The 23651-nt window shown below is 39.2% G+C and carries 27 protein-coding genes, 1 pseudogene and 1 riboswitch; of the genes and pseudogenes, 12 read left to right on the top strand and 16 right to left on the bottom strand.

Annotation, left to right across the window (positions count from 1 at the left end; translation table 11 throughout):
* The first annotated feature begins 159 nt into the window (after positions 1 to 159).
* The 8 genes from CHH91_RS10085 to CHH91_RS21455 all read left to right on the top strand — a co-directional run bounded on the left by CHH91_RS10085 (position 160) and on the right by CHH91_RS21455 (position 5194).
* A complete protein-coding gene (locus CHH91_RS10085; RefSeq protein WP_095223315.1) occupies positions 160 to 579 on the top strand; it encodes a MarR family winged helix-turn-helix transcriptional regulator in 420 nt (139 codons plus the stop codon).
* A gap of 15 nt (positions 580 to 594) precedes the next feature.
* Positions 595 to 984 (top strand): rhodanese-like domain-containing protein, encoded by a 390-nt coding sequence (locus tag CHH91_RS10080; RefSeq protein WP_095223314.1) that lies wholly within the window; start codon positions 595 to 597, stop codon positions 982 to 984.
* A 312-nt stretch (positions 985 to 1296) separates the two neighbouring features.
* On the top strand, positions 1297 to 2349 hold the full coding sequence (locus tag CHH91_RS10075) for a tetratricopeptide repeat protein (protein WP_095223313.1): 1053 nt from the start codon (positions 1297 to 1299) through the stop codon (positions 2347 to 2349).
* Between the two features lie 15 nt (positions 2350 to 2364).
* Positions 2365 to 2505 (top strand): hypothetical protein, encoded by a 141-nt coding sequence (locus CHH91_RS20555; protein ID WP_175074793.1) that lies wholly within the window; start codon positions 2365 to 2367, stop codon positions 2503 to 2505.
* Between the two features lie 207 nt (positions 2506 to 2712).
* Positions 2713 to 3057, top strand: coding sequence for a winged helix-turn-helix transcriptional regulator (locus CHH91_RS10070; protein WP_095223312.1), 345 nt, complete (start codon positions 2713 to 2715; stop codon positions 3055 to 3057).
* 150 nt (positions 3058 to 3207) lie between these two features.
* Positions 3208 to 4239, top strand: a complete 1032-nt coding sequence (locus CHH91_RS10065; protein ID WP_095223311.1) for a zinc-binding alcohol dehydrogenase family protein — start codon at positions 3208 to 3210, stop codon at positions 4237 to 4239.
* A gap of 276 nt (positions 4240 to 4515) precedes the next feature.
* The gene (locus CHH91_RS10060; RefSeq protein WP_095223310.1) at positions 4516 to 5010 is read left to right on the top strand and encodes a hypothetical protein; all 495 of its coding nucleotides are present in this window, start codon (positions 4516 to 4518) and stop codon (positions 5008 to 5010) included.
* Positions 5011 to 5059: 49 nt separating this feature from the next.
* Positions 5060 to 5194, top strand: a complete 135-nt coding sequence (locus CHH91_RS21455) for an HAD hydrolase-like protein (protein WP_095223602.1) — start codon at positions 5060 to 5062, stop codon at positions 5192 to 5194.
* 326 nt (positions 5195 to 5520) lie between these two features.
* On the opposite strand, the gene CHH91_RS10050 is transcribed toward CHH91_RS21455, so the two are convergent.
* From CHH91_RS10050 to CHH91_RS20550, 5 genes are all read right to left on the bottom strand, one after another.
* Entirely contained in the window at positions 5521 to 7155 is a 1635-nt protein-coding gene (locus CHH91_RS10050) for a pyridoxal phosphate-dependent decarboxylase family protein (protein WP_095223309.1), read from the bottom strand.
* Between the two features lie 285 nt (positions 7156 to 7440).
* Positions 7441 to 8565 (bottom strand): methyl-accepting chemotaxis protein, encoded by a 1125-nt coding sequence (locus CHH91_RS10045; RefSeq protein ID WP_095223308.1) that lies wholly within the window; start codon positions 8563 to 8565, stop codon positions 7441 to 7443.
* Positions 8566 to 8608: 43 nt separating this feature from the next.
* Complete coding sequence (locus CHH91_RS10040) at positions 8609 to 9319, bottom strand: hypothetical protein (protein WP_095223307.1); 711 nt, start codon at positions 9317 to 9319, stop codon at positions 8609 to 8611.
* A 42-nt stretch (positions 9320 to 9361) separates the two neighbouring features.
* Positions 9362 to 9730 (bottom strand): hypothetical protein, encoded by a 369-nt coding sequence (locus CHH91_RS10035; protein WP_095223306.1) that lies wholly within the window; start codon positions 9728 to 9730, stop codon positions 9362 to 9364.
* A gap of 106 nt (positions 9731 to 9836) precedes the next feature.
* Positions 9837 to 9923: riboswitch (cyclic di-GMP riboswitch) on the bottom strand.
* A gap of 586 nt (positions 9924 to 10509) precedes the next feature.
* Positions 10510 to 10692: a hypothetical protein gene (locus tag CHH91_RS20550; RefSeq protein ID WP_095223305.1), complete on the bottom strand. Its 183-nt coding sequence runs from the start codon at positions 10690 to 10692 to the stop codon at positions 10510 to 10512.
* Positions 10693 to 11051: 359 nt separating this feature from the next.
* Here CHH91_RS20550 and CHH91_RS10025 point away from each other — a divergent pair, with 359 nt between their 5' ends.
* Positions 11052 to 12737: a methyl-accepting chemotaxis protein gene (locus CHH91_RS10025; protein WP_095223304.1), complete on the top strand. Its 1686-nt coding sequence runs from the start codon at positions 11052 to 11054 to the stop codon at positions 12735 to 12737.
* Positions 12738 to 12810: 73 nt separating this feature from the next.
* On the opposite strand, the gene CHH91_RS10020 is transcribed toward CHH91_RS10025, so the two are convergent.
* From CHH91_RS10020 to groES, 8 genes and pseudogenes are all read right to left on the bottom strand, one after another.
* Positions 12811 to 13587, bottom strand: coding sequence for a putative hydro-lyase (locus CHH91_RS10020; RefSeq protein ID WP_095223303.1), 777 nt, complete (start codon positions 13585 to 13587; stop codon positions 12811 to 12813).
* A 74-nt stretch (positions 13588 to 13661) separates the two neighbouring features.
* On the bottom strand, positions 13662 to 13850 hold the full coding sequence (locus CHH91_RS10015) for a hypothetical protein (protein WP_095223302.1): 189 nt from the start codon (positions 13848 to 13850) through the stop codon (positions 13662 to 13664).
* A 12-nt stretch (positions 13851 to 13862) separates the two neighbouring features.
* Positions 13863 to 15059, bottom strand: coding sequence for a class I SAM-dependent rRNA methyltransferase (locus tag CHH91_RS10010; RefSeq protein WP_095223301.1), 1197 nt, complete (start codon positions 15057 to 15059; stop codon positions 13863 to 13865).
* 113 nt (positions 15060 to 15172) lie between these two features.
* Entirely contained in the window at positions 15173 to 16069 is an 897-nt protein-coding gene (locus CHH91_RS20265; protein ID WP_217973719.1) for an Ltp family lipoprotein, read from the bottom strand.
* Positions 16070 to 16290: 221 nt separating this feature from the next.
* Positions 16291 to 16770, bottom strand: a pseudogene (locus tag CHH91_RS21450) (Gfo/Idh/MocA family protein); the annotation flags it as partial.
* A gap of 12 nt (positions 16771 to 16782) precedes the next feature.
* The gene (locus tag CHH91_RS21445; protein WP_353615319.1) at positions 16783 to 17268 is read right to left on the bottom strand and encodes a Gfo/Idh/MocA family protein; all 486 of its coding nucleotides are present in this window, start codon (positions 17266 to 17268) and stop codon (positions 16783 to 16785) included.
* Between the two features lie 207 nt (positions 17269 to 17475).
* Positions 17476 to 19107 (bottom strand): chaperonin GroEL, encoded by a 1632-nt coding sequence (gene groL / locus CHH91_RS09995; protein ID WP_095223300.1) that lies wholly within the window; start codon positions 19105 to 19107, stop codon positions 17476 to 17478.
* A gap of 52 nt (positions 19108 to 19159) precedes the next feature.
* Complete coding sequence (gene groES / locus CHH91_RS09990; protein ID WP_095223299.1) at positions 19160 to 19444, bottom strand: co-chaperone GroES; 285 nt, start codon at positions 19442 to 19444, stop codon at positions 19160 to 19162.
* A gap of 267 nt (positions 19445 to 19711) precedes the next feature.
* On the opposite strand from groES, the gene CHH91_RS09985 reads away from it, so the two are divergent.
* Positions 19712 to 20440: a CPBP family intramembrane glutamic endopeptidase gene (locus CHH91_RS09985; RefSeq protein WP_095223298.1), complete on the top strand. Its 729-nt coding sequence runs from the start codon at positions 19712 to 19714 to the stop codon at positions 20438 to 20440.
* 120 nt (positions 20441 to 20560) lie between these two features.
* On the opposite strand, the gene CHH91_RS09975 is transcribed toward CHH91_RS09985, so the two are convergent.
* Together CHH91_RS09975 and CHH91_RS09970 are read right to left on the bottom strand one after the other, a co-directional pair.
* Positions 20561 to 21241, bottom strand: coding sequence for a GNAT family N-acetyltransferase (locus CHH91_RS09975; RefSeq protein ID WP_095223297.1), 681 nt, complete (start codon positions 21239 to 21241; stop codon positions 20561 to 20563).
* 122 nt (positions 21242 to 21363) lie between these two features.
* Positions 21364 to 21780: a carboxymuconolactone decarboxylase family protein gene (locus CHH91_RS09970; RefSeq protein ID WP_095223296.1), complete on the bottom strand. Its 417-nt coding sequence runs from the start codon at positions 21778 to 21780 to the stop codon at positions 21364 to 21366.
* A gap of 124 nt (positions 21781 to 21904) precedes the next feature.
* Here CHH91_RS09970 and CHH91_RS09965 point away from each other — a divergent pair, with 124 nt between their 5' ends.
* Positions 21905 to 22348, top strand: coding sequence for an Lrp/AsnC family transcriptional regulator (locus CHH91_RS09965; protein WP_095223295.1), 444 nt, complete (start codon positions 21905 to 21907; stop codon positions 22346 to 22348).
* Between the two features lie 17 nt (positions 22349 to 22365).
* On the opposite strand, the gene CHH91_RS09960 is transcribed toward CHH91_RS09965, so the two are convergent.
* Positions 22366 to 23022, bottom strand: a complete 657-nt coding sequence (locus CHH91_RS09960; protein WP_095223294.1) for a FusB/FusC family EF-G-binding protein — start codon at positions 23020 to 23022, stop codon at positions 22366 to 22368.
* A 347-nt stretch (positions 23023 to 23369) separates the two neighbouring features.
* Here CHH91_RS09960 and CHH91_RS09955 point away from each other — a divergent pair, with 347 nt between their 5' ends.
* Complete coding sequence (locus CHH91_RS09955) at positions 23370 to 23642, top strand: hypothetical protein (RefSeq protein WP_095223293.1); 273 nt, start codon at positions 23370 to 23372, stop codon at positions 23640 to 23642.
* Positions 23643 to 23651: the final 9 nt, after the last annotated feature.

The raw sequence follows: 23651 nt of genomic DNA, 5'->3' as shown, positions 1-23651 counted from the left end.
GGTAAAATATTGCTTTCTATATTTCTTGATACTTTTCACAATGTTTCCATCGATCTCGTGCAATGTAGAATACACATTTTCTTTAACAATTGCTTTTTATAAATTAATCAGTTAAACTGATTATATAATTAACTGATTAATCATCCGAGGTGAGTAACAATGAATAAATGGAATCAATCTTATGGCTTCTTACTTGGGAAGGTTTTGCAGCAAATGGAAAATAAATTTGCAGAAGGTCTTGTCCCCTTCCACATTAATGCCAGACAATATGGTGTTCTTTTATATGTGCTGGAAAACCCTTATACCGCGCAAAAAGATATTTCAGAAAATCTCCAAATCGATCGTACAACAATGGTTAGTCATATCGATCACTTGGAAGGGTTGGGATTCGTGGAAAGGACAAGAAATCCGAATGATAGAAGATCCTATAGTCTTCTCATTACGGAAAAAGGCAACGAGGTTTTAACTTCTCGCTGGGAATTCCTGACTGATATAGAATCAGAAGTTTTAAACCCTTTAAACCAGCAGGAAAGACAATTATTGAAAGATTATCTCATTAAAATTTGGAAGTCATTATAAAAGGAGAGTATATAAATGAATGCACTAGAATATTTCAATGCACGTCTGGAAGCTACAATAAGCCCAATGGATTACATGAGATCAAATCAAGCCAATCCGGAAAAATACTTTCTAATCGATGTACGGAATGGCCCAGAACATGTAAGGAATGTAATGATTCAGGGTGCTGCTGTAATCCCTGAACAAGAAATAGTAAAACGTATAAATGAAATACCAAAAGATAAAGAAATCATACTTTTTTGCTGGGATGTATGGTGTAATACAGCGGCCAAAGCAGCAAAATTGCTACTTGAGAAAGGGTATAATGTGAAAGAATTAACCGGAGGAATTGCTGCCTGGAAGGAAATGAACTTTCCCGTCACAACAGCGGTCCAAGATAATGTAGCTGATAATTGCGGATGTTAAAGAAAAAAGGCTAATTCTTAGAAATAGAAAATAAAAAAAGGAGATATGCGTGCTAAATTCAATGAGGCACTTTTCTTGCCTTTCCTTGATTTTGCAGCTATATCTCCCTATTCCCTCAATATACTTTGATTTCTCCCCTTCTGCATTCCTATCTTTATTAGTTAAACCTTATATAGAAGCCTATGTCCTATCTCAGGAAATCTACTGATATTATTTCACATAAAGATGCCTTAATAGTATAAATAATTCCCAACACACAAAGCGACAATAGTTGGTAAAATGGAATTATATTAATTTAAGGAGCCCTGCACTATGAGTCGAAACAGTACTGAACTTATCGACATTGCAGCTCGCTTGGAAAACTGGTCTGTCAGCATTCGACTGGATAAAAAAGAAGCTGCAGCTAGTATCCATAAAGAACTGCAAAATCACATCGATGAATACAAGCACGATTCGAGGCTTTCGTACTTCCTGCTGGAAAGCCGACATTACATCATTCAGAATGACCTGATGAATAGTATTGCCTCAATAGAACAAGCCAAAAATCTCTATGAATACTTCTCAGATACCCACCGCTATCACCTTCATTTAGCAGAAGCTATGATTTTTTATGAAGAAGAACATTATCAAGAAGCATTGGATTGTTTTGAAAAAGCCGAAAAATATCTGCATAAGCTGCGTGACCCTGTAGACGTTGGCGAGTTTCATTTTCGGAAGGCCATGGCTTATTTCTTCCTAGAGATCATTGCCCTATCAGTTGTACATACAGAAAAAGCCATTCAATTATTTAAACCGCATCAACCGTTTCATTTTTTACTTGCTCGTTCAGAAATGCTGCAGGGGTTAAATTTTATAGAGCTCTCTAATTTTGATTTAGCAGAAGAATATCTTCATAACGCCCTAACACATGCTAGAAAAACAGAAGAACAAGCATTGATTTCCTACATTCATCACAATTTAGGCGGCCTTTATGCAAGACGAAACTTACCAGCTGCAGCAATTCGATATTTGGAGGAAGCCTATAAAAATAAACAACAGCGCACAAAGTTAAAAGTCTTATTTTTGTTAGCAGATTGCTATTGGAAGACGAATCAACGATCTAAGGCTATAAAAGCATATAAAGAAGGATTCCAAGCTAGCATGGAAGAAGACAACATGAAAATGAATTGGGAATTTGCCATGCTTCATAAGAAATATGAAGATAGATTAAATTTTGAAAGCGTATGGCAAGAAGGGATAGACTACTTCCAAAGAATCAACGATAATTACAATGTAAGACATTATGCAAAAGAGTTAGCAGACTACTATTTATCCAAGAAGAACTATGAACTTGCAAATCGGTACTATGCTCTTGCTCTACAATAAAAAGGAGGGCTTTATATGAAAAAAGTAACTTTTACTTTGATTCTGGCTATCACGATTATTGTAAGTGGATTAACAGGATACGCTGACCATGGCTCTACCGCAAGTAATAAAAACGATCCGGGTGGTGGCGGTTTTTCTATCATCTTAGATAAATAAGCACAAAAAAGAAGATCACCGAGTGATCTTCTTTTTTGTTTGTATACTTAGATATTTAACTGATTTTTACTTTTCACCTAATTCCTTTGGTTTATGTTTTGTTTTCCACAAAGCTAAAGATGTATATTACTGATATTTTCCTTATAAATTTAGTAGAATGATTAAAAGCATGGAAAACAAATACATATTATATGGGGGAATATCGATATGAGGGACCGTAAGAGCGGCTATGGTCATTGTCCAAATGATGAGGCTTGCCCGGTAGAATATACACTTGATGTGATAGGCGGAAAATGGAAAGGCATAGTGCTGTATCATTTAATGGAGGGGCCAAAGCGGTTTAATGAATTTCGAAGAATTTGTCCAGGTGTCACCCAGCGCATGCTGACACTTCAACTAAGGGAATTGGAGGAAGATGGTGTAATTCACCGGGAAGTATACAAACAAGTACCACCAAAAGTCGAATACTCTTTAACTGATTTCGGAAAGACATTGATTCCTATTATTTCTTTAATGAAGAATTGGGGAGAAACGTATAAGAAAACGGTCTAGCTCTGTAAACTGTCCGAATATCTGGCAGTTTTTTTATCTCCAATAGTATAAAAATTTATACTATCTCACATAAATGTGCGTACTTACACTTACAAATTCGATCTACTATACTGACTAGGCAGGAATAAAACAGTCAGGAGTGAAGATAAAATGAATCAAGATAAAATGAAAGCAGTGGGACTTTTCAAATACTTACCGATAGATGACCCGGAAAGCTTAATAGATGCTGAGATTGACAAACCCATCCCGACTGGAAAAGATTTATTAGTAAAAGTAAAAGCAATCTCTGTAAATCCAGTCGACACAAAGGTCCGCTCACCGAAAGATACCACAGAAAATCAGCTTAAAGTGCTTGGCTGGGATGCAGCAGGCATAGTGGAACAAGTCGGGCAGGATTGTTCTATGTTTAAACCAGGAGATGAAGTCTTCTATGCTGGCAGCATAACTCGTCCAGGAGCCAATAGTGAGTATCATCTCGTAGATGAAAGAATTGTTGGTCACAAACCAGACAGTCTAGACTTTGCTAATGCCGCTGCATTACCATTAACCGCAATAACAGCATGGGAAGCATTATTTGATCGCTTAGGCATCGACTCTGATCCTTCAAAGAATGAAGGAAAGAATATATTGATTATAGGTGCAGCAGGCGGAGTCGGTTCTATAGCAATACAATTGGCCAAACACGCCGGCCTATCTATCATTGCAACAGCTTCTCGACAGGAATCAGTTGACTGGGTCAAGAAGCTGGGTGGAGATTACGTCATTAATCACTATGAAGCATTCAGTCCCCAACTGTTGCATAACGGGATAAAGGAAGTCGATTTTATACTTTGTTTGAACAGTACAGAAAAACATTGGAACAATATGGCGGAAGCAATTGCACCTCAAGGAAAGATCTGTTCTATTGTTGAAACCGACGAAAATCTAAACTTAACTCTGTTGAAAAATAAGAGTGCAACATTTGTATGGGAATTTATGTTCACTCGTTCAAGCTATCAAACAAAAGATATGGTCGAACAGCATCATTTGTTAAATGAACTAGCTCGTCTTGTGGATTCCGGAATAATCCAGACAACTGTATCAGAAAAAATAGCCCCTATAAACGCTGTCAATCTCCGCAAAGCACATACAATCCTAGAATCAGGACGTACGGTTGGAAAGGTTGTTCTAGAGGAATTTTGAGACTTAGAGACGCTAATAAGCCATATAGCTGATTATGCCTGATACCTTTACACGGAGAGCTTGCATAGAATAAAGAAGAAGTGTAGAACTTTTCTGCCCTTCTTCTTTGCGTATACAATATTTAAATGCTTAAACGAATCAGCTGTTTTAACAACTCATTCAGTTCTCCCTTTGCAGCTAATCACACACAGAAAGAAAAAGATGAATTCTTTTCTGTAGGCATTCACACACTCTTTTAGACCTTACTCCACATATTGTACCAATGGAGGTGTGTATATGACCAATTTTCATTCTTTTCATGGAACTGTAACGATGATCAGTGATTTCCAGGGAAATGGCCGAGCGGATGGCTGTTATAAATTCTTCACCGTAGAAAATGAATCAGGATCAATCGTGAATTTTGTTGTATCACCTACTACCTACTTCGTGGATCATGCAATGGTATCCGTAGGCGATCGCGTGACTGGCTATTATGACGGAGATGCACCTGCGATTCTTATTTATCCTCCCCAGTTTCCAGCGCTTGTTATGGTGAAGGAAAACCAGAATCAGAATGTAAAGGTCAGCTTCTTCGATAATCAGCTGTTGAGCAGTGATGGGCAATTGAAGTTGAATGTATCCCAATTTACGCCGCTGCTATTAACGAACGGGCAAGCTTTTACTGGTAACCTAGGTAACCGCGATTTAATTGTTGTTTATGGACCCACTACGAAAAGCATCCCTGCTCAGACTACTCCTTATTGGGTCATTGTTTTGTGCAAGAGTCTATAATACAGTTGATGATGTGATCGGTAAACCATCAGCTTATTACATTTAAAAAATCCAGGAACACTTAAATGTTTCAAAGGAAAAATGCTTAATCATTAGCGACCGGTTAGAAACGGATATCTTGATGGGCAAAAGCTATAACATACCTACCTTGTCTAGACTGGTATCTCTGTCTGCATGTTTTTAAAAAATAGAACCAAATTATATAATACAGAATTTATTAGAGCTGTTTGAAGATGTTGTACCGTCTGAGATGCGATTAATAGTAGAAGCTTTGTTTGGGATAAGGAAGATGGAATTTAATAGCTTAAATACACCTATAACATATTTCGATAAAAAAACATCAAACGCTAGTGTATCAAGGTTTGATGTTTTTTTGAGAAAAGATATTACATCATGTAAGGTAAGGACTGCTGCCAGCTGTTTCTTCTGACTTGTCAGCTACTTCATAGTACATGCTAATATAAAGATCCACTCTCCTATAAACTTAGAGAGTGGAACAGAATCTTACAATTATACTTGTACTACTGCTGTCTTCATAAATAAGTCTAAGTGTTCTTTTAAGAATCCAACATAACGGTCGACTTCTTCTATTGTCGTGTATGGCGAGATTGCAAAAAATTTATGCGCATATACGGATATTCGATTGTTTGAGTTTGCAGCTTCCACGAGACGCTGCTTTTTTGTAAATCCAAAGTAGACGGTATCTCGTTCGGCTCCAATCATCTCTGCAAACCCGTCATTAAATTGATTAATTTCCGTCAGTTCTTCTATAGTTAGCAGTCCATTCAATTCACCATTCCATTTATTCTTCTCGGGATAAAAACGGAATGTTGTAATAGGAGAAACCTCATTCGTGATTGCCACATTCGGAAATTCCCTTTTTAGTGTCTCTCTAAATGTAATATTAACAAGAATATAATTGGCTAAAAGCTTTTGATAGCCTTCGATTCCAAATGCTAGTAAAGATGCATAAATCGCTAAAGCACTTCCCATTCGCGAGCATTCGAGCGTGTAGCCTGTATGATAACTACCATAACCGCGATTCCCAACATACGGCGTTTCTACTGCATCTAAATCAACATTCTTAAGATACTCTTTGTTTTTGATTAAAAATAAACTTGTGATATATGGCGTTTGTCCAAGCTTATGGAAATCAAAGACCATACTATCTGCAAGCTTTATATTTTTAAATTTCTGTTGATAGGATTTCAATACCTCAATAACGTTGTCTGTAAATTGTAAAGTATTGCTTTCAAAGCTGTAATTATTAAAGAAAGTATACATTCCCCCCATAGCAGAGTCTGCATGGATATAAATTGGATCTATGCCATAGGTGCATTCCATTTCTACTGCTATATGCTTAATCCCCTTAATGTCATCAACCCCAAATGTATCAGTAGTTCCCATTGTGGCAAGTACATAAAGCGGAACACCGCCTTTTGCAATAATATGCTCCATTTTTTCTTTTAAATCTTCTAGATTGATTGAATGATCAGCATTAACTTTCACTCGAATCATGTTTTCTATGCCAATCCCAGTTGCTTCTACAGATTTAAGCAGACTGTAGTGCGATAGCTCTGAACAGAAACAATAGAGATTTTGCGGTACACCCTTTTGATTAGAAAACGGCTCGTAACGGGCAATGGCAAGACGCAAGGAGTTAAAGACAGCCCCTTGTCCTCCCCATGTTGTATATCCTGCGCTGATGCTTTCATCATATCCGATAAGTTTGGATAGCATTGCAGCTACTTCGACTTCTGCTTTTGCTGCTGCTGGTCCCTCCACATCCCATAGATTATTACCATTAACTAGAACCATCACCAGATTACCAAGGATACTAGCAATATTTGGAAGGGGAGCTGCATTGGCTACATAGTTTCGATTGACGAACCTGTGCCCTTCTACTAATTTTAGAAGCTCCTGAACCACTTCCTCCATCGACACTCCTGTATTCGGAACAGACGCCTTTTGAATAACGCGATTATAGTAATCCTCTGTATACTCAGGCATTTCTCCTAGCGTTAATTTGTTAGGATCTTTTAATTCATCTATTTTTGTTAAAATCGACTTAAAGAAGGACAATAATTCCTCTCTTTGAAAGTCATTCCCGTCCATACTAGGATATAATTTTTGAATTTCCTTCATTATTTTACCTCCTAATGTCTAAATAATTATAGAAATTACTGATTGCAAGTTTATGTTTTAGGTAGAAAGGGGGAATGTTAGCTATAAGAACAAATTAAGACAAGCGCAAGTAATTTTCTCATAAGAAAAAGATCCCCTCCTTTATAAACAGATCAGAATGCTCTCTTTAATCTGTTTACTAAAAGGGGATCATCCCATATTAGATAAATTATGGAGAAGCCTTATATTTTCATTCGGTAAGGCGACTATTGTCAATCTGCTACCTTGACCTTTTATTCTGGCATTTTAACTCGCTTTTACTTCCTTGGCTTTAACATCATCATTCTCTTTTAGTAGTTCGCCTACTACGTTTTTGTGGTTTATAAGATTTCTTGCTTTCTCAACAAGGTTTTGTATCGTATGAAGTTCCTCATCATTAATCTCAATTAGTTCCTCAAACATCTCCACCGATTCTCGTGAGATAGATGCAATCTCAACGATTGTTGTCATGATCTGTTGTGAAGCAGTAGATAATTCTTCTGCGTTTGCAGAAGAGTTCTCGTTGTTTTCAGCAATAATTTTTGTAGTGGATAGTATCTTTTCGAACATATTTCCAACCTCTAAAATGTCTGCATTCGTATCTTTAAATTCTTCGGTCCCCTGGTTCATTGACTTAACCACTATAGCTGTTTCTTCTTGTATATTTTTCACGATATGTGATACTTCTGAAGTAGATTGGCGAGTTTGTTCCGCTAATTTTCTTACCTCATCTGCAACAACAGCAAATCCTTTACCATTTTCGCCTGCTCGAGCAGCTTCTATCGCTGCATTCAGCGCCAGCAGATTAATTTGTTCAGAGATCTCTGTAATCACTTTAACAATACTGCTGATTTCATAAGATTTTTCTCCAAGTTTGTTTATTGCATTAGAGGTTGTATTTACTGTTTGATTAAATTGATCCATCTTTACCAAGGAATCTTTTAGTTTCTCATTTCCTTGCTGCGTTAATTCTAGCGTAGTAATGGATTGTTCTGAAATCTGATTAGATCTAACTGATAAATTTTCTATCGCTTGTGTCATTTCTTCCATGGAGGCAGCACTTTCTTCTGTGGCTACTAATTGTTTCTCTAATCCTCTGCCTACCTCGTCAATTGCTGCTCTGACAATATCAGCTTGTTCAGAAGCATATTCACCTGTTTCCGCAAGATTTACGCCTTTTTCATTCACATCTTTTGATAACGATAGCAGTTCCTTTTCTATATGGCTGAAGTTCTCAAGCTGCTGCTCATTCCCAGTGCGATTCAAAATAATTTCATCGCTACTGCCTGAAGTGTTAAATTGTGCACGACGTTTCAGTGCAACATATTGGTAAACAAAATAACCTAAAACTATCAATAGAATGACTATTATTCCTATCAAGTAAAATTCCATGATAAATTAAACTCCTACTTTCTGTTTCAATCAGAATTATATTTTATAGTTCTCTTATAATAATGTATGTTCCATCAGCTACATTCGCAGGAATGGCTTGCAGTTTGCTATTGTCTTTATACATATGAACAATATGATTACCTTCGATATCTTGGTATTTTTTCATGTTGTGATATTTTTCCATCACACGAATCGATTTAGGGTTTGTCGCTTCGCCCACAACTGCCTTCAGCCCCTGCTTCGCTGCTTTTGTAATCAATCTATTTCCTAATTGCTTAATTACTTCATGACGCTCATGTTCAGCTATCACGCCCAACATAAATAGGTGCAACATTTCCCCATTGGAGATATCTTTTCCGCTACGTCTTTTATAGTCTTCGATAAAGCGTTTATCTACGTCTTCCAGTACGTGGAGAATAACATTCATATCATAGAAAGAACCTTCGAATACATCCTCTCCGATAATTTCGGGTGCATTGGTATCACCGGCAAGTACACCTACAACATGATTATCAGTGTCTAGAGCGACCGCACAATATCCTTGATCTACAGTTGAATCCAAATAATCCTTGGTAAAAGCATAGAAATCTTTATACTCTATACTTAATTGTCCAACCATCGGTTCCTGAACCCATTTCCCTGCAACATCTACACCAATAAATGTACGGGCAAGACATTCGGCAGCTTTTTGAATCATTTCTGTTTGATTCTTTGTTAAAATTTCATATGTATACAATTCCTGTGTTGCTTGCATGTTTTAATCTCCCTTTTAACTGCAAATTTGGCGAACCGGATGTTACATAGAATGATTTACTTTATCCATAAACCTTCCCGTGAATTCAATTCTTTCAAGGGCATTCCTAATTTGCACTTGAGCAATTTTAGAAGAAGGTTTTATTACAATTGTATCTTTAAAACCTAAAGTAGAATAGAATTGCATTGTTTGTTCCAACTGCGGTACAACCTTCGAAGGTACAGGTGTTTGATGAGTTCCATCGACAACAAAAGTATAATCTTTTCTAGATACTTTATTGATCGTTTCCTGCAAATCGACCATATATCCTTCTGCATCTTCCTCCCTCATTAATCCATGCACCTGGACATGTACTTCTTTGGAATTTGCATCAATCGCCATCTTATACTTCTTTTTATCTACTACTATCATTTCGTTCGCTCCTTTTTCTATAGGCCTGATAAAAGTATAATTACCGCTTAAGTGTGAAAAAAGCTATCCTAATATAGACAAGGATAGCCAATGATATAATTTCATACTTGGCAACCCGACTATCATCATCCATACGGATATTAGACTCGTAGCTTTGCGTCCCTATCTTTCGATAAGTTTGCCTAATAATTTTGGTTTATAGTTCTAAATACACCTCACCACAACTTCACGTTCCCTTTCGCATTATAAATTACTCATATTTTCTTGTCTAATTTATAACTAATCCCCCTAATTATAGGTATATTAATTCATCAACCACCACTTAAGGATGATTTCGAAAGGTCTTATATACTATACATTAAAACAACCTGCCTCCCTTATATCGGTCAACTACAGACAATTTAAATAGAAATTGTTAAATGTTTAAAGATGTTCACGATATAGCATCCAGCTAGTTCAAAAGAATAAGAGAGTCCTCATACAAACATTTAATCAACATTCCAAATATAATTGTTAACCAAAAAATCTCACCTTTGTTTCTCAATCTCAATTGACTGGGTACTACTCGATTAGCTTTTTTCAAAACGGAAAAAAATGAGCTTTGCCTCTTGTAAAGCTGTACACTTAGTAACTGCCTATATGTCTTATTCCTACCACTCATTACTTTTACTAATATAAGAATGTTTTTATAGTGCACCACTTTAATTTTAAATGGGTGTCATGTAGTACTGAATTTAAAAAAGGCGTACCACGAAGGAACGCCTTTCAGCCACTATATATTATTCAGATTGATCTCTATCTTCTTCTCTATCATCAGTATCTTGCTCATGGTCTTGTTCCTGTTCTTGCTCTTGTTCCTCCATTTGCTCATCATCAGCTGGATCTTCATCGTCACCATCATTACATGCCGCCAACGTAAGAACTGAAACCATTCCCAATGCTACCATCCATTTTTTCAGCATTGAAACCTCTCCCTTTAAGAAATTAAGGTACATAAGTAAGATACCAGAGGACTGTTAAGAAGAGGTCAATTCATTGTAAACAGGCTGTTAATGAGAACGATCATTATTGACGCTAATCGACATGAAAGAGGCAGTTATTTAACAATTTTAGTGAGCTACAGATTAATCTGTAGCTTTTTAATTGAACTGAAACACCTAGCTCTCTTGTTATAAGAGCCTTTAAAATTGCCTAGGTTGGTCGATATATATATCGTGCATATTAATTTAATCAGAAAGGAATATCTTGGTTTGGGAGCCTTAATAGTTTTGAGTAGCTAATTAATATGTAGAGCTTTTTTTATTAGAAAGGAATTTAAATCGTGAAAATCAAAACAAAACTTCTTGGTATAATTTCAATTTTAATATTTTCCTTATCACTAATTGGAGTTTCATCCATTTTCATCAATTCTTCCATTACAGAGAAGAATGATATCTTAAAGGATAAAATGGAGTTTCAAAACAAAATCAAGCACGTCCAATATAGGTTAGCTGGCCTATCGAATGATGAAAGAGGTTTTATCATCACTGGCGAAAAGGATTTCGCTGACGGAATGGAAGAGAAATCCGAAGATATCTTCTCAACTTTAGATCAATTGGAATCACTCATCCACAATAAGGATTATTTGACGAACGTAAATGATATTCGGAATAACTTCTCAGAGTTTTGGAGTATGAATCAGGAGGTAGTATCTCAATTTGCCTCCAATCCCGAACAAGCAGAATCACTTCATTTAGGAGAAGAAAGAACATTACGGAAGGAATTACTAGATCCATCCGTAAATGAGTTAGTCGATCGATTGAATAATGATGTGAATGATTTAGAAGCAGATATTCATAGATATGGAACTGTAAGTGGATGGTTCATTAGTACAGTGACAATAATCTCCATTATTTTAGGAATCCTTTTAAGCTTGCTTCTGTTGAGATCCATCTTGGTACCTCTAAGAAGTCTAAATAGACAGCTTGAGGATATCGCACAGGGTGATGCGGACCTGACTCAAAAAGTCGCAGTTAAAAATAAAGATGAATTTGGTCAGCTTGCCTCATCCTTTAATGCTTTTGTTCACTCACTAGCAGGTATCGTAAAGCAGATCAGCAGTTCATCTCAACAGGTCGCGGCCGCATCAGAAGAATTATCGGCAACCTCCGAACAGTCTAGAGCTACCTCGGATCAAATCTCACAATCAATGAAGGAAATTGCTTTAACTAGTACAAATCAAAGTAACATGACAGAACAGAGCTCCGGATCCATAACAGAGATTTTAGAGAGCCTTTCCAATGTAGCTGACAACACAAACAGCATTTCTGAAAATGCCTCCTTTATGAAGGATAAAGCAGAGCTGGGTGCCTCTTCCGTAAATATGATGTCAGAACAAATGACTGTCATCCATCATTCTGTTAAAGAAGCTGGGAGCGGATTAGAGTCATTAGTGAGAAGCACAACAGAAATAAGTCACATGTCCTCTCTCATCACAGACATCTCGGAACAAACCAATCTCCTTGCATTAAATGCAGCCATTGAAGCTGCACGAGCCGGTGAACAAGGAAAAGGTTTTGCAGTAGTTGCAGATGAAGTCCGAAAGCTGGCTGATGAAACAAATCAATCCGCCAATCACATTAAGCATTTAGTTTCCACAATAGAAAAAGACTCAAAAGAGACCGTAAACAACATCCAGAACGTACAGCAAAATGTAAATTCAGGAATGAATTATGCTAACGAAAGCCAGCAGAAGTTTAACCAAATACTTAATCTTGTAGGACAAGTAACAGCTCAGATTCAAGAAGTAGCAGCCGCCACCCAGCAGTTAACTGCAGGTGTAGAAGTAGTGCAGCATAGCCTCTCAACTCTTGAAACAGGATCAAAAGAAACAGCCTCCAGCTCAAAGGCTATTGCCTCAGCAACAGAGGAGCAATTAAGTTCTATGGAAGACATCTCGAATGCGGCTGTTTCCCTTTCGGATTTAGCCGAAGAGTTACAGACGATTGTTAATCGGTTTACGTATTAAAAAAATCCCTCAGATAATCTGAGGGATTTTTTTTTTTACCACGGGGTTTCCTTTAATTTCAACATTTCAAGAGTTACTTGTTATTACGTAAAAATTCATCATTAGTAACATCAGTAATAAACATATGCCCCGGCGCATGCGTAATCACTAATGGAATCTTTGAATGAATCGCTGCAGATTGAGGCGTTACGCCACATTCCCAAAATACAGGTATCTCTCCTTCTCCGAACTCCGTAAATTCTCCAAAATCAGGCTTGCTGATATCGTTAATACCTATTTCTTTTGGATCTCCTACATGAATTGGAGATCCATGCATGTTCGGAAACTGTGCAGTGACATCAATTGCCTTTTGAACTAGCTCATTTTTAATCGGTCTCATGGAGACTACGACAGGCCCACTAAATTCACCTGCTTGCTTTGTTTGACGATTTGTTATGTACATCGCCACATTTTTATTCTGCTCAATATGTTTTAAAGGAACGCCTTCCTTTAGTAATGCACTTTCAAAGGTAAAGCTGCAGCCTATTAAGAACGATACAAAGTCCTCCCGCCAGATATCTTTAAGATCCTGACGCTTCTCTGTTAGTTTGCCGTTCTCATAAACAAAGTAAAGCGGGATATCACTTCGAATATCTGAACCAGCAGCAAGAGCAGACTCAACCACACCTGGTTCTAATACATCAATAATCGGACAAGACTTCGGGTTTCGGTTAGCAAACAGCAGAAAATCAAAAGCATGCTCCTTTGGTACAATTGCTAAATTGGCCTGAACATAATCACTACCTAAGCCAGAAGTATGGGTATTGTGTTCACCGTTTCGAATTTTTTCTCTAATGGTGCTTGGATTCATTTGTAATTCCCCCTGTCTGTCTATTTAATTCCAGAAATAACTTACTAACCTAGAATATATAGCTTTGTATCCTATTATCTCGGACGTTCTAATTCTTTATATTTCTCCATATATTTACCGCTATTAGCTACAAATGAATGGTAAAGTGCTTTAATTGCTAAATTTTTCTCTAAGCCCATTTCAGCTTTCAGCCTTTTTAACTCCTCATGTAACTCACTCTGTTGATTAATTAATTTTGTCATAGTTGTTTTACTGTATTTCATCTGAACACATCCTTAATTCAGTACCTTTATAATTACAACTTTTAAATAGTTAAATTCGGGATAGTTGTGCGGTACCGTAAAATCTTCTGGCAATTGGTGTTCTTCTAGGATTCTGTATCGTGTGTTAGTTTCCGTAAATGCTTTATCGATAAATGATTTGAACTTTTTCATATTGAAGCTTGCGTTATTTGTGGAAGCAATAATTATTCCACCCTGGTTTGTAATTTTCAATGCATCTTTCAGCAGCTTAGGATAATCCTTTGCAGTACTGAATGTTATTTTCTTTGTCCGCGCAAAGCTTGGCGGATCTAAAACGACAACATCAAATTTCAAATCATGCCGGTCCGCATATCGGAAGTAATCAAAGACATCCATCACCTTGATGTCCTGTGCTTCATAATCGATTTCGTTGACTGCAAATTGCTCAATCGTCTTTGGCAGGCTCCGTTTTGCTACATCCACACTTGTTGTCTTTGTTGCACCACCAAGAACTGCTGCTACAGAGAACGCACCCGTATAAGAGAATGTATTTAAAACCGTTTTCCCTTCTGAATAATGGTCACGTAATGCTTTTCGTACATTACGTTGATCTAGGAATATCCCTGTCATCGCGCCATCATTTAAATCAACCGCATATTTCATTCCGTTTTCCAAGACGATTAAAGGAAATACTCCCTTCTCACCTGAGACATAATCATCTTGTTCCACGTATTGGCCATTGGTGTTAAAGCGTAACTTTTCATATAGACCACGAACTTCTGCCACTTCATTCAATGCTTGGTATATATCTTCACGGAAAGAATAAATACCTTCACTATACCAACTCACCATATAAAAGCCGTCATAGAAATCAATGATCAACCCGCCGATACCGTCTCCTTCTCCATTAAATACACGGAAAGCAGTTGTATCTTCGGTATCGTATAAGTTCTTCCGCTTTTCAACAGCTTCACTCATTTTCTTAACAAAAAACTTTGTATCGATTTTCTCTTGTTCCTTACTAGTTAAAACCCAACCTATCCCTTTATTTTGCAGACCATAGTAGGCTGTAGCAATGTATTTGCGGTTGGAGTCAACTAAGCGCAAAATGCTACCCTCATCTACTGTCACTCCCGAAGTTTCAATCGCTTCTTTTGTGAGCAGCGGATAGCCATTCTTTATATCTTTAACCGACTTCGGTTTTACTTTTACTTCTACTACCTGTCTCATTTAGTCATCCTTAATGTTTATGATTTCTTCTTATTATGCCATTTTTTCATAGGATAAGCGAAGTAGTAAAAAAAAGGGAGTAGCAATTAGCTACTCCCCCAATAATATATCTACTACAAACCAACCTGATCGGCACCGTATGTCGCGTGCTCTGTGCTGAATCCTTCAAAAATCAATTGATCAATTAAACCCTGTCTGGAAAAAGAAGTATAATCAAGGTAGTTTTGAGCAGCCTTAGCTGCTTGTTCTTGCCAATCAACTGTGATGTTTTCTGCACCGTATGTTGCATCTTCTGTGCTGAAACCTTCAAATTCTAATTGTTCAATCAAACCTGATTTAGAGAATGCAGTATAACTAATATAGTCTTGAGCTGACTTAACCGCTTGCTCTTGCCAATCAACCGTGATATTTTCTACACCGTATGTTGCATCTTCTGTGCTGAATCCCTCAAACTCTAATTGTTCAATCAATCCCGACTTAGAGAATGCAGTATAATTCACATAGCTTTCAGCGCTATTTACCGCCTGCTCTTGAGAAACAGTTACGCTGGCTTCTTTAGCTTCCTGTTCTTCTTTCTCTTTCTGTGCTCGTTGCTCTGCTTCCTTAGCTTCCTGTTCTTCTTTCTCTTTCTGCGCTTGTTCCTCTGCTTCCTTGGCTTCTTGCTCTTTCTGCGCTTGTTCTTCTGCTTTCTTAGCTTCTTGTTCTTTCTGTGCTTGTTCTTCTGCTTCGTTAGCTTCTTGTTCTTTCTGTGCTTCTTCCTCTGCTTCTTCTTCCTTTACAGCCGTTTCTTCAGCCGCTGAGGAAGCTTTTGCTTTAACATCTTCAGAAGCAGGCGTCTCTTCAATTATTGATCCCCCAATAATCGATACGACTATAAGTGCAATCAGACAGCCACCTGATTTCGCAAAGTTCTTACGCCTGTTCCCTTTTCCTTTTCCTAAGGCTAAGACAAAAAAGAATACCATACCGGCTAAAGCTAGTAACGTTAAAATGACTAAGAATGATTCCAATGTTAACTCTCCCCTTATCCCCTATAAAAAAACAGCTTTCTAGTACATGTTTATCAACCTTTGTTCCCCTACTATCATACCATGACTAAAGGCGTGTTTTTATCAAATAATGTGTGTTATTTAAATATGTAGTGAGAATTCTTGGTTAAATTCTGTAACGGATGCCGAGCAACTTAAGAAAGGAGCGCTGATTCAAATCAGCGCTCCTTCTTTTATTACCTTTATTTTTTAAGCTTAACAGGTTTACCACTTCTCGCAGACTCCAAAGCAGCATACGTCACCTCATGCGTTAGATATGCATCACGATAATCAGAGCGGATTTGCGAAGTGTCACCAGTACGAACGGCATGAATAAATGCCTCATTTTCCCGAATATATGGATTGTCCGTATCCTTATACATTGTCTTTATGCCTTCTTGATCTATTTCTAGTTTATCTCCCTGCCAATCTAGCATACCTTTATCTGTATAAAGCTTGAGCCCAACATCTCCCATGCCACCGGGAAGGATACACGTATTCGACAGGTTAGCTACCACGCCATTTTGCAGCCGTAAACATACTGTACCAATGTCCGGCACCGTAACATTATCGTGCTTGTTATGCTGTACTTGATTGCCATACATCGCGTAAACTTCTTCAACCTCACCGCAGACGTATCTTAGTAAATCCACAATATGCGTTGTTTGTTCGATAAATTGACCGCCAGACTTCTCTTAATCTCTCCACCAGCCCACCATGGGCATCTCGCCCATCCATTTACCTAATACCATACCAAGCGCTTGGCCATTTACGTTTTCTTTTAGATATTGAACCGAATCACTGTATCGAAAATGATACCCAACAGACGTAATCAAAGAACTTTCATTCATACGCTCTAACACCTTGGCTGGGATCTTGTCCTCTGTCCCCAGCGGCTTTTCGATGAGGAAAGGAATACCGCGCTCAAGAAGCTCTAATTCAATCTCTCCCCGAACCATTGGCGGCGTAACGATATAAACCGCATCAAGCTCCTCTACGTCCAGCATTTCCATACACTGAACATACCCATTTGCACCCTCATAATCAGACGCCATATCTGCTGCTTTCTCTTTGCTTGTTCCGCAAATAGCCTGAACCTGAACCCCATCCATCTTTGATAGAATATCCGCATGCTTGCGGCTAAACCAACCTGTTCCAATCATTCCAATTTTGAGTGTCATGTTTGTCTCTCCCTTGTTTGTTGGAAGTGAGCTTAAAAAAGAAATGATAATGCTTATGTTACAGCAGCAATGGAGATAGAAAAGAAAAAGCCTCCCAAAAGTCCATTGACAATTGAGAGGCTTCTTAGATTTAAATGGATTATTTAAATAATCCATTTAAAATTTATTTTAGGCTTCAAAGTGTAGCAAAGGGGGGTAAGGACGGCCTTACATCATACCGCCCATGCCACCCATACCGCCCATATCAGGCATGCCGCCGCCAGCGTTTTCTTCTGGCTTGTCAGCTACTACTGCTTCAGTAGTTAGGAACATAGCTGCTACGGATGCTGCGTTTTGAAGTGCGGAGCGTGTTACTTTAGTTGGGTCAACGATACCTGTTTCAAGCATGTTTACCCATTCACCTGTTGCTGCGTTGAAGCCGATGCCGACGTCTTCTTTTTTAAGACGTTCGATGATGACGGATCCTTCAAGGCCTGCGTTGTGTGCGATTTGGCGAACTGGTTCTTCGATTGCACGAAGGACGATTTTCGCACCAGTTGCTTCGTCGCCAGTTAGTTCAAGACCTGCAACGTTGTTGTAGATGTTGACTAGAGCTGTACCACCACCAGCTACGATACCTTCTTCTACTGCTGCGCGAGTAGAGTTAAGGGCGTCTTCGATGCGTAGTTTGCGTTCTTTCAATTCTGTTTCAGTAGCAGCACCGACTTTGATTACTGCAACACCGCCAGAAAGCTTCGCTAGGCGCTCTTGAAGTTTTTCTTTGTCGAATTCAGAAGTAGTTTCTTCTACTTGTGCACGGATTTGTGCGACGCGGGAAGAAATGTTTTCTGGGTTGCCGTTACCTTCAACGATAGTTGTGTTTTCTTTTGTGACAACAACTTTAGAAGCGCGGCCAAGCTGTGTGATTTGCGTGTTTTTCAGATCAAGACCTAGGTCTTCTGTGATCACTTCACCACCAGTTAGTGTCGCGATATCTTCCAGCATTGCTTTACGACGGTCACCGAAGCCAGGAGCTTTAACAGCAACAGCGTTGAATGTACCGCGTAGTTTGTTCACAACAAGTGTTGCAAGTGCTTCGCCTTCTACGTCTTCCGCGATCATCAATAGTGGCTTGCCTTGCTGTACAACTTGCTCAAGCACAGGAAGTACTTCCTGGATGCTGGAGATTTTCTTATCTGTAATCAAGATGTATGGATCTTCAAGAACTGCTTCCATTTTATCTTGGTCAGAAACCATGTACGGGGAAGCATAGCCGCGATCGAATTGCATACCTTCTACAACTTCAAGCTCTGTGTTGAAGCCGCGGGATTCTTCGATTGTGATAACGCCGTCGTTGCCAACGCGCTCCATTGCTTCTGCGATTAGTTTACCAACTTCTTCGTCAGCTGCAGAGATTGCCGCTACTTGTGCGATGGACTCTTTGCCTTCGATTGGTTTGGAGATTTCTTTAAGCTGCTTGATCGCAACGTCAACAGCTTTTTCGATACCGCGGCGTACGCCTACTGGGTTCGCACCAGAAGCAACGTTTTTAAGTCCTTCGCGGATCATTGCTTGTGCAAGGACAGTCGCTGTAGTTGTACCGTCACCAGCGATTTCGTTTGTTTTGGAAGCAACTTCAGATACAAGCTGTGCACCCATGTTTTCGAATGCATCTTCCAGTTCGATTTCTTTTGCGATTGTCACACCATCATTCGTGATTAGCGGAGAACCGAATTTCTTATCCAATACGACGTTGCGGCCTTTTGGTCCGAGTGTTACTTTAACTGCATCTGCAAGTGTGTCCACACCGCGAAGCATGGAACGACGAGCGTCTTCAGAGAACTTAATGTCTTTAGCCATTAATAAAAACCTCCTAATATATCTTCTATGTTATATAAATCTGTTCTTCGGATTATCCTAGTACTGCAAGGATGTCGCTTTCGCGAAGAATTAAGTAGTCTTTGCCTTCGTATTTCAATTCTGTACCAGAGTATTTAGAGAAGATAATCAAATCGCCTTCTGCAACTTCCAGCGCAACTCTTTCTCCATTATCGGTTACACGACCGCTACCGACGGCAACAACTTTACCTTCTTGCGGTTTTTCCTTTGCAGATTCAGGAAGCACGATACCAAATGCTGTTTTCTCCTCCTGCTCTACAAGTTCAATTACGACACGATCGCCTAGTGGCTTCAACATGTGAGAAACCCTCCTTATATAATCGATAATTTGATTTTTAGCACTCGGGTTAGTGGAGTGCTAACACAGTTATTATAATAATCAAAACGAAAACGGATTGCAAGCATGACACTCTGATAGTTGTTCGACGAATTACGCTTTTCTCCTGCCAAGGTTTGGAGGAATTAACAGGGCAATTACAATGCGCACCGCTACATACTTCCCTGCTTCTTATGTTAAAATACGTAAGATGCCAACTACATAAGTAAGGCGGAAGGAGTCGTTATATTGCCAGCACGTTATTGGTTCGTCATATTGACATATATTGTGATGCAGCTCTCCTCCATACTGCTTTTGCCTTTCGTTCCTTGGATGGATGATCGAGGATTGGATCTGGCAACTGTTTCATATTGGTGGAGTGTAATCAGCTTCCTTCTCGCTGTCGTTATCGTCTGCATTTTGCTGCGAAAGGACATGCGTACTCCGGCGATGCGAAACGCTACTGGTCCCGGAATGACGATTGTCTGGATCATTATCGGTTTCTTTGGCGCTTATGCCGGACAGGTGATTGCAGGCTTGATCGAGACGTATGCTTTTGGAATCACACAAGGCTCAGAAAATACGTCCAACATCCTGGATGCAGTCCGGGAAGTTCCAGCGTTCGTACTGATTGTCGTCGTTTTCGCACCTGTATTGGAGGAAATCATTTTCCGTAAGATACTATTCGGCGAAATTTATAAGCGAACAAACTTTTTCGTAGCAGTACTTATCTCCGCACTCGTATTCGGTGCCGTACATGGAGATTTCTTGCACCTATTGCAATACTTTGTCATGGGTGTCGTTTTTGCAGCTCTATATGTACAGACAAAACGAATCATCGTACCCATCATCACACACAGCTTAATGAACCTGATGGTTGTCATCATCCAGCTCTATCTCACCCCGGAAAGAATGGAAGAAATGGAAAGAATGCAGAAACAGCTAGAAAATATGCAAATGATCATCTTTGGAGGATAAGAATTTATGATACGCTCGCCATTGCCCGCCGCGATACTCTACCTTGTAATAGGTGTCTTCTTCGTCTATTGGGCCATTCATGACGTACAGGCAGCGAAAGACTGGACGATTTTCAGCATCTTACTTGCAGTGTTCGCTGCATTTGATTTTTACACGTCGTTCCGTTATTTCAGCCTTTACTTCAAAATCAAGAAAATGAACAACAAGAAATGAGGAAAACCAGCCAATCAAGGCTGGTTTTTTCGTTCCCTCATCCCTGTATCGTATGTAAGCTTGCCACTCCACAGATTCAGGATATGCTATATTTTCCGATAATATCTCAAGGCTTTCTCCATCTATATCATGATAACCAGGTCGCTCATGCTGGACGACAAACCCTCTTGCTTCATAAAAAGGTATGCCCTTCTGATTGCCCTTTGCTACAGATACCCACTGCTCCGTGGCGTTAAACTGCTCCTTTTGCTGTTTAGTGAGGGCATCTAGCAATTTCGTTCCTATTCCCTCATTGCGTCGATCAGGATCAAGGTAAAGCACGAACACCTCTCCAACACCTTCCCCGATCATTCCACCTCCGATAGCTCCCAGCACTTCCCCATCTTCGAGCGCAACGATGTATCCGCCCCAATCCCAGCTCGATTCTGATACTTCTTTTAAGATTCTGTCGTGATTATAAAACTCTTCAATAATTCCCTGGATGTATTTTTCCGAATGTGTTTTTTTGTATGTTGCCCAGTAGCCATCACTGCACACTTTAGCTATACCTGCTACATGGTCTGGACTTGCTTGCGTTATATGTATCATAATTTCCTCCTTAGAAAGATCGTGAGTAAATGATGACTACTAAATTCGATACTTCCAGAATATACAAGAAGAATCCAGTTGGCAATAAAAGGATAGGACAGACCTTCGATATAGTCGTCGTTTTACTCCTCCGCTTCGAGCTTCATCATCGCCCCAAAATACTGCTGCGCAGTGGTAAAGCAGATAAAAGCACATAGTTCACTGATTTCTGCTTCTGTAAAATGTTCCTTCAGTATTGCGAAGGATGAATCCGGTACTTCCCCCTTATGATGGCTTTGAAATACTGTCGCAAATCCTACGGCTACAGATGTTTTCTCATCAAACAAGTCCAAATCTGGTTTTCCTTTCGCTTTGCAGTAAGCACATCCATTGTTTTGAGCTAATGTACGCCTTACTTGTTCTTTTAAATATTTGGATAGCTTCCTATCATTCTCTAAGATATCGGCTAGTTCTGACCAGGCGGTCATGATTTCCAAGTTATGTCCTAATAATTTTGTGAAGCTTGTTCTTCCGAAGTTCGACTTTGTGATTCTTGCCATGACTCCTCCTCCTTCGATATATTTAATATAAGTATTCTGGCCGCCCATTTACATATAGATTTTAAGGCGTTGTTCGACTGCAACTTATTCTTTTTAACGAATTCAGGGAGGATATCTTTTAAAAATGAAAATAGATGAAACAGATAGAAAAATTCTAACGGAATTAACGGCAAATAGCAGACTATCCATGAGCGAACTCGGACGACGGATTAATTTATCTTCTCCTTCTGTAAGAGAACGTGTGCAACAATTGGAGTCCTACGGGGTGATCAAAAGATATACACTGGAAATCGACCATGAAAAGCTAGGTCAGCCGGTTCAATGCATCCTGGAAGCAACAATGAAGAACGGGAATTATAGTGGATTTAAAGCACATATCGCAGCATTGGATAATGTGGATTTCTGTTATCGGATTGCGGGCAATGCCTGCTTTATGCTGAAAATGCGTTTCGAGAGTTTTGCGCAGGTCGAGGAATTCATTGATTCCATTGCTTCCTATGCTGTGACTGTGACACACTTCATCTTTTCACAGGTAGAAATGAATACAAACAAAAAAAGAGCAGACTGATAAGTCTGCTCTCTCCCCTACTGAAACAGATTGTCTAGAAAAGCATCTACTTTCCTTAGATCCGTCAGCTTTTCATTACATGCTTGACTGTCCTTGCATATATAGTTTCCTCTATTCACATAGGTCTCTTTCCCGCTCTTGACCCTTGTGACGAACAAGGCAACATCATCCAGGCTGTTACATAATGCACAGATGCCCTGTGTGCTGCTTTCATTAAAGACACCGGAAATGCCTTTGAGCTTGCCTTGATATTCTACGATCAAGTGCTGCTTATGTGCTCGCGTGTCGAACCATCCGATATACGACACTCTTTGATGATCCAGCGCATCCAGATCAGGCATCTGGAGCTTTTTCGCTTTCGGAAACAGCTTCTCCACCGTTTTCTTCGATACCTTCCGAAATGGAATGACATATTGCTTCAGCTCGGATAGAAATGCTTCTGCTGCTTGATCATCTTCCAATTCGAGGAGACGGTTAAGAAGTACTTGCTGCGCTTTTGTCATATCCGGCAGCATCTCTTCTACTTTTGAGAAGGCGTGGAGTTTCACCCCGTCGAGTGTATCTCTATGATTTACCGTAGCATAGGCATTGATAATATGAGACACCTGCCGCGCGATGAAGTTATATTGGTCATTCCGGATGAATGCTTGTTCTGTAGTTTTTCGTTTATCCATTTTCTGTTCGCTCCCTTATCTTTTTCATTGCTTAGATAAGTGCAAAGCCCGGACAGAAAAGGATACAATGGCGATTAGTAAACAGACTCCTCACACAAAGTATCGCCTTTCCTAATAGGCTTTGCATGAGCTGTTACAAATTCTGACGCATGAGCATTCCTCTCAGTTGCCATCAGGTATCACCTCCACTTCCAGAATATACAAGAATGGGAGTCTTGGCAATACATCACACGGCAAGATAACTCGTTTATGACTCTGACAGATAATGATCAGGATTTCTTTATCTTCGGATAACCCTTGCATTTATGCGCAGAATAACCTCGATTAATCATAAAGGAGTGTCCAGAATGAAAGAAATACTGCAGCAAGTAAAAGACAACTTAGAAAGAACGTTTGACTATCCTGATTTAAATGATTTAACTAGCAGTATTGCATTGCTGGAAACAGCTATAGAACAATATGGTGATAAAGGGACTATGCTGCAAGATGCGATTCGTTCTTTAACAAACGCACAAAATGCCAAAAACCAGCTGGAGTACGCGGGTGACATCTCTTCATCGGCATCGTTCGGACAAGCGTACACAGCTATTAATCAAGCTCTATCTTCGTATGACGAATAACAGTCATAT

It is taken from the genome of Virgibacillus sp. 7505 (assembly GCF_002272135.1).
In the GTDB taxonomy this organism is placed as follows: domain Bacteria; phylum Bacillota; class Bacilli; order Bacillales; family Amphibacillaceae; genus Terribacillus.
Note: the sequence above shows the minus strand (reverse complement) of the source record. Positions and strands in the feature narration are given on the sequence as shown.

Coding starts and splice junctions, on each gene's coding strand:
- CHH91_RS09970 (WP_095223296.1), bottom strand. CDS start 21,780: ATGGCAAGAATCACAAAGTCGAACTTCGGAAGAACAAGCTTCACAAAA.
- CHH91_RS10040 (WP_095223307.1), bottom strand. CDS start 9,319: ATGCAAGCAACACAGGAATTGTATACATATGAAATTTTAACAAAGAAT.
- CHH91_RS10010 (WP_095223301.1), bottom strand. CDS start 15,059: ATGAGACAGGTAGTAGAAGTAAAAGTAAAACCGAAGTCGGTTAAAGAT.
- CHH91_RS10050 (WP_095223309.1), bottom strand. CDS start 7,155: ATGAAGGAAATTCAAAAATTATATCCTAGTATGGACGGGAATGACTTT.
- CHH91_RS21445 (WP_353615319.1), bottom strand. CDS start 17,268: ATGACACTCAAAATTGGAATGATTGGAACAGGTTGGTTTAGCCGCAAG.
- CHH91_RS10080 (WP_095223314.1), top strand. CDS start 595: ATGAATGCACTAGAATATTTCAATGCACGTCTGGAAGCTACAATAAGC.
- groL (WP_095223300.1), bottom strand. CDS start 19,107: ATGGCTAAAGACATTAAGTTCTCTGAAGACGCTCGTCGTTCCATGCTT.
- CHH91_RS20550 (WP_095223305.1), bottom strand. CDS start 10,692: ATGCTGAAAAAATGGATGGTAGCATTGGGAATGGTTTCAGTTCTTACG.
- CHH91_RS10060 (WP_095223310.1), top strand. CDS start 4,516: ATGACCAATTTTCATTCTTTTCATGGAACTGTAACGATGATCAGTGAT.
- CHH91_RS09965 (WP_095223295.1), top strand. CDS start 21,905: ATGAAAATAGATGAAACAGATAGAAAAATTCTAACGGAATTAACGGCA.
- CHH91_RS10035 (WP_095223306.1), bottom strand. CDS start 9,730: ATGATAGTAGTAGATAAAAAGAAGTATAAGATGGCGATTGATGCAAAT.
- CHH91_RS10045 (WP_095223308.1), bottom strand. CDS start 8,565: ATGGAATTTTACTTGATAGGAATAATAGTCATTCTATTGATAGTTTTA.
- CHH91_RS10075 (WP_095223313.1), top strand. CDS start 1,297: ATGAGTCGAAACAGTACTGAACTTATCGACATTGCAGCTCGCTTGGAA.
- CHH91_RS10085 (WP_095223315.1), top strand. CDS start 160: ATGAATAAATGGAATCAATCTTATGGCTTCTTACTTGGGAAGGTTTTG.
- groES (WP_095223299.1), bottom strand. CDS start 19,444: ATGTTGAAGCCACTAGGCGATCGTGTCGTAATTGAACTTGTAGAGCAG.
- CHH91_RS10015 (WP_095223302.1), bottom strand. CDS start 13,850: ATGAAATACAGTAAAACAACTATGACAAAATTAATTAATCAACAGAGT.
- CHH91_RS09975 (WP_095223297.1), bottom strand. CDS start 21,241: ATGATACATATAACGCAAGCAAGTCCAGACCATGTAGCAGGTATAGCT.
- CHH91_RS09960 (WP_095223294.1), bottom strand. CDS start 23,022: ATGGATAAACGAAAAACTACAGAACAAGCATTCATCCGGAATGACCAA.
- CHH91_RS10020 (WP_095223303.1), bottom strand. CDS start 13,587: ATGAATCCAAGCACCATTAGAGAAAAAATTCGAAACGGTGAACACAAT.
- CHH91_RS10065 (WP_095223311.1), top strand. CDS start 3,208: ATGAATCAAGATAAAATGAAAGCAGTGGGACTTTTCAAATACTTACCG.
- CHH91_RS09955 (WP_095223293.1), top strand. CDS start 23,370: ATGAAAGAAATACTGCAGCAAGTAAAAGACAACTTAGAAAGAACGTTT.
- CHH91_RS10070 (WP_095223312.1), top strand. CDS start 2,713: ATGAGGGACCGTAAGAGCGGCTATGGTCATTGTCCAAATGATGAGGCT.
- CHH91_RS20555 (WP_175074793.1), top strand. CDS start 2,365: ATGAAAAAAGTAACTTTTACTTTGATTCTGGCTATCACGATTATTGTA.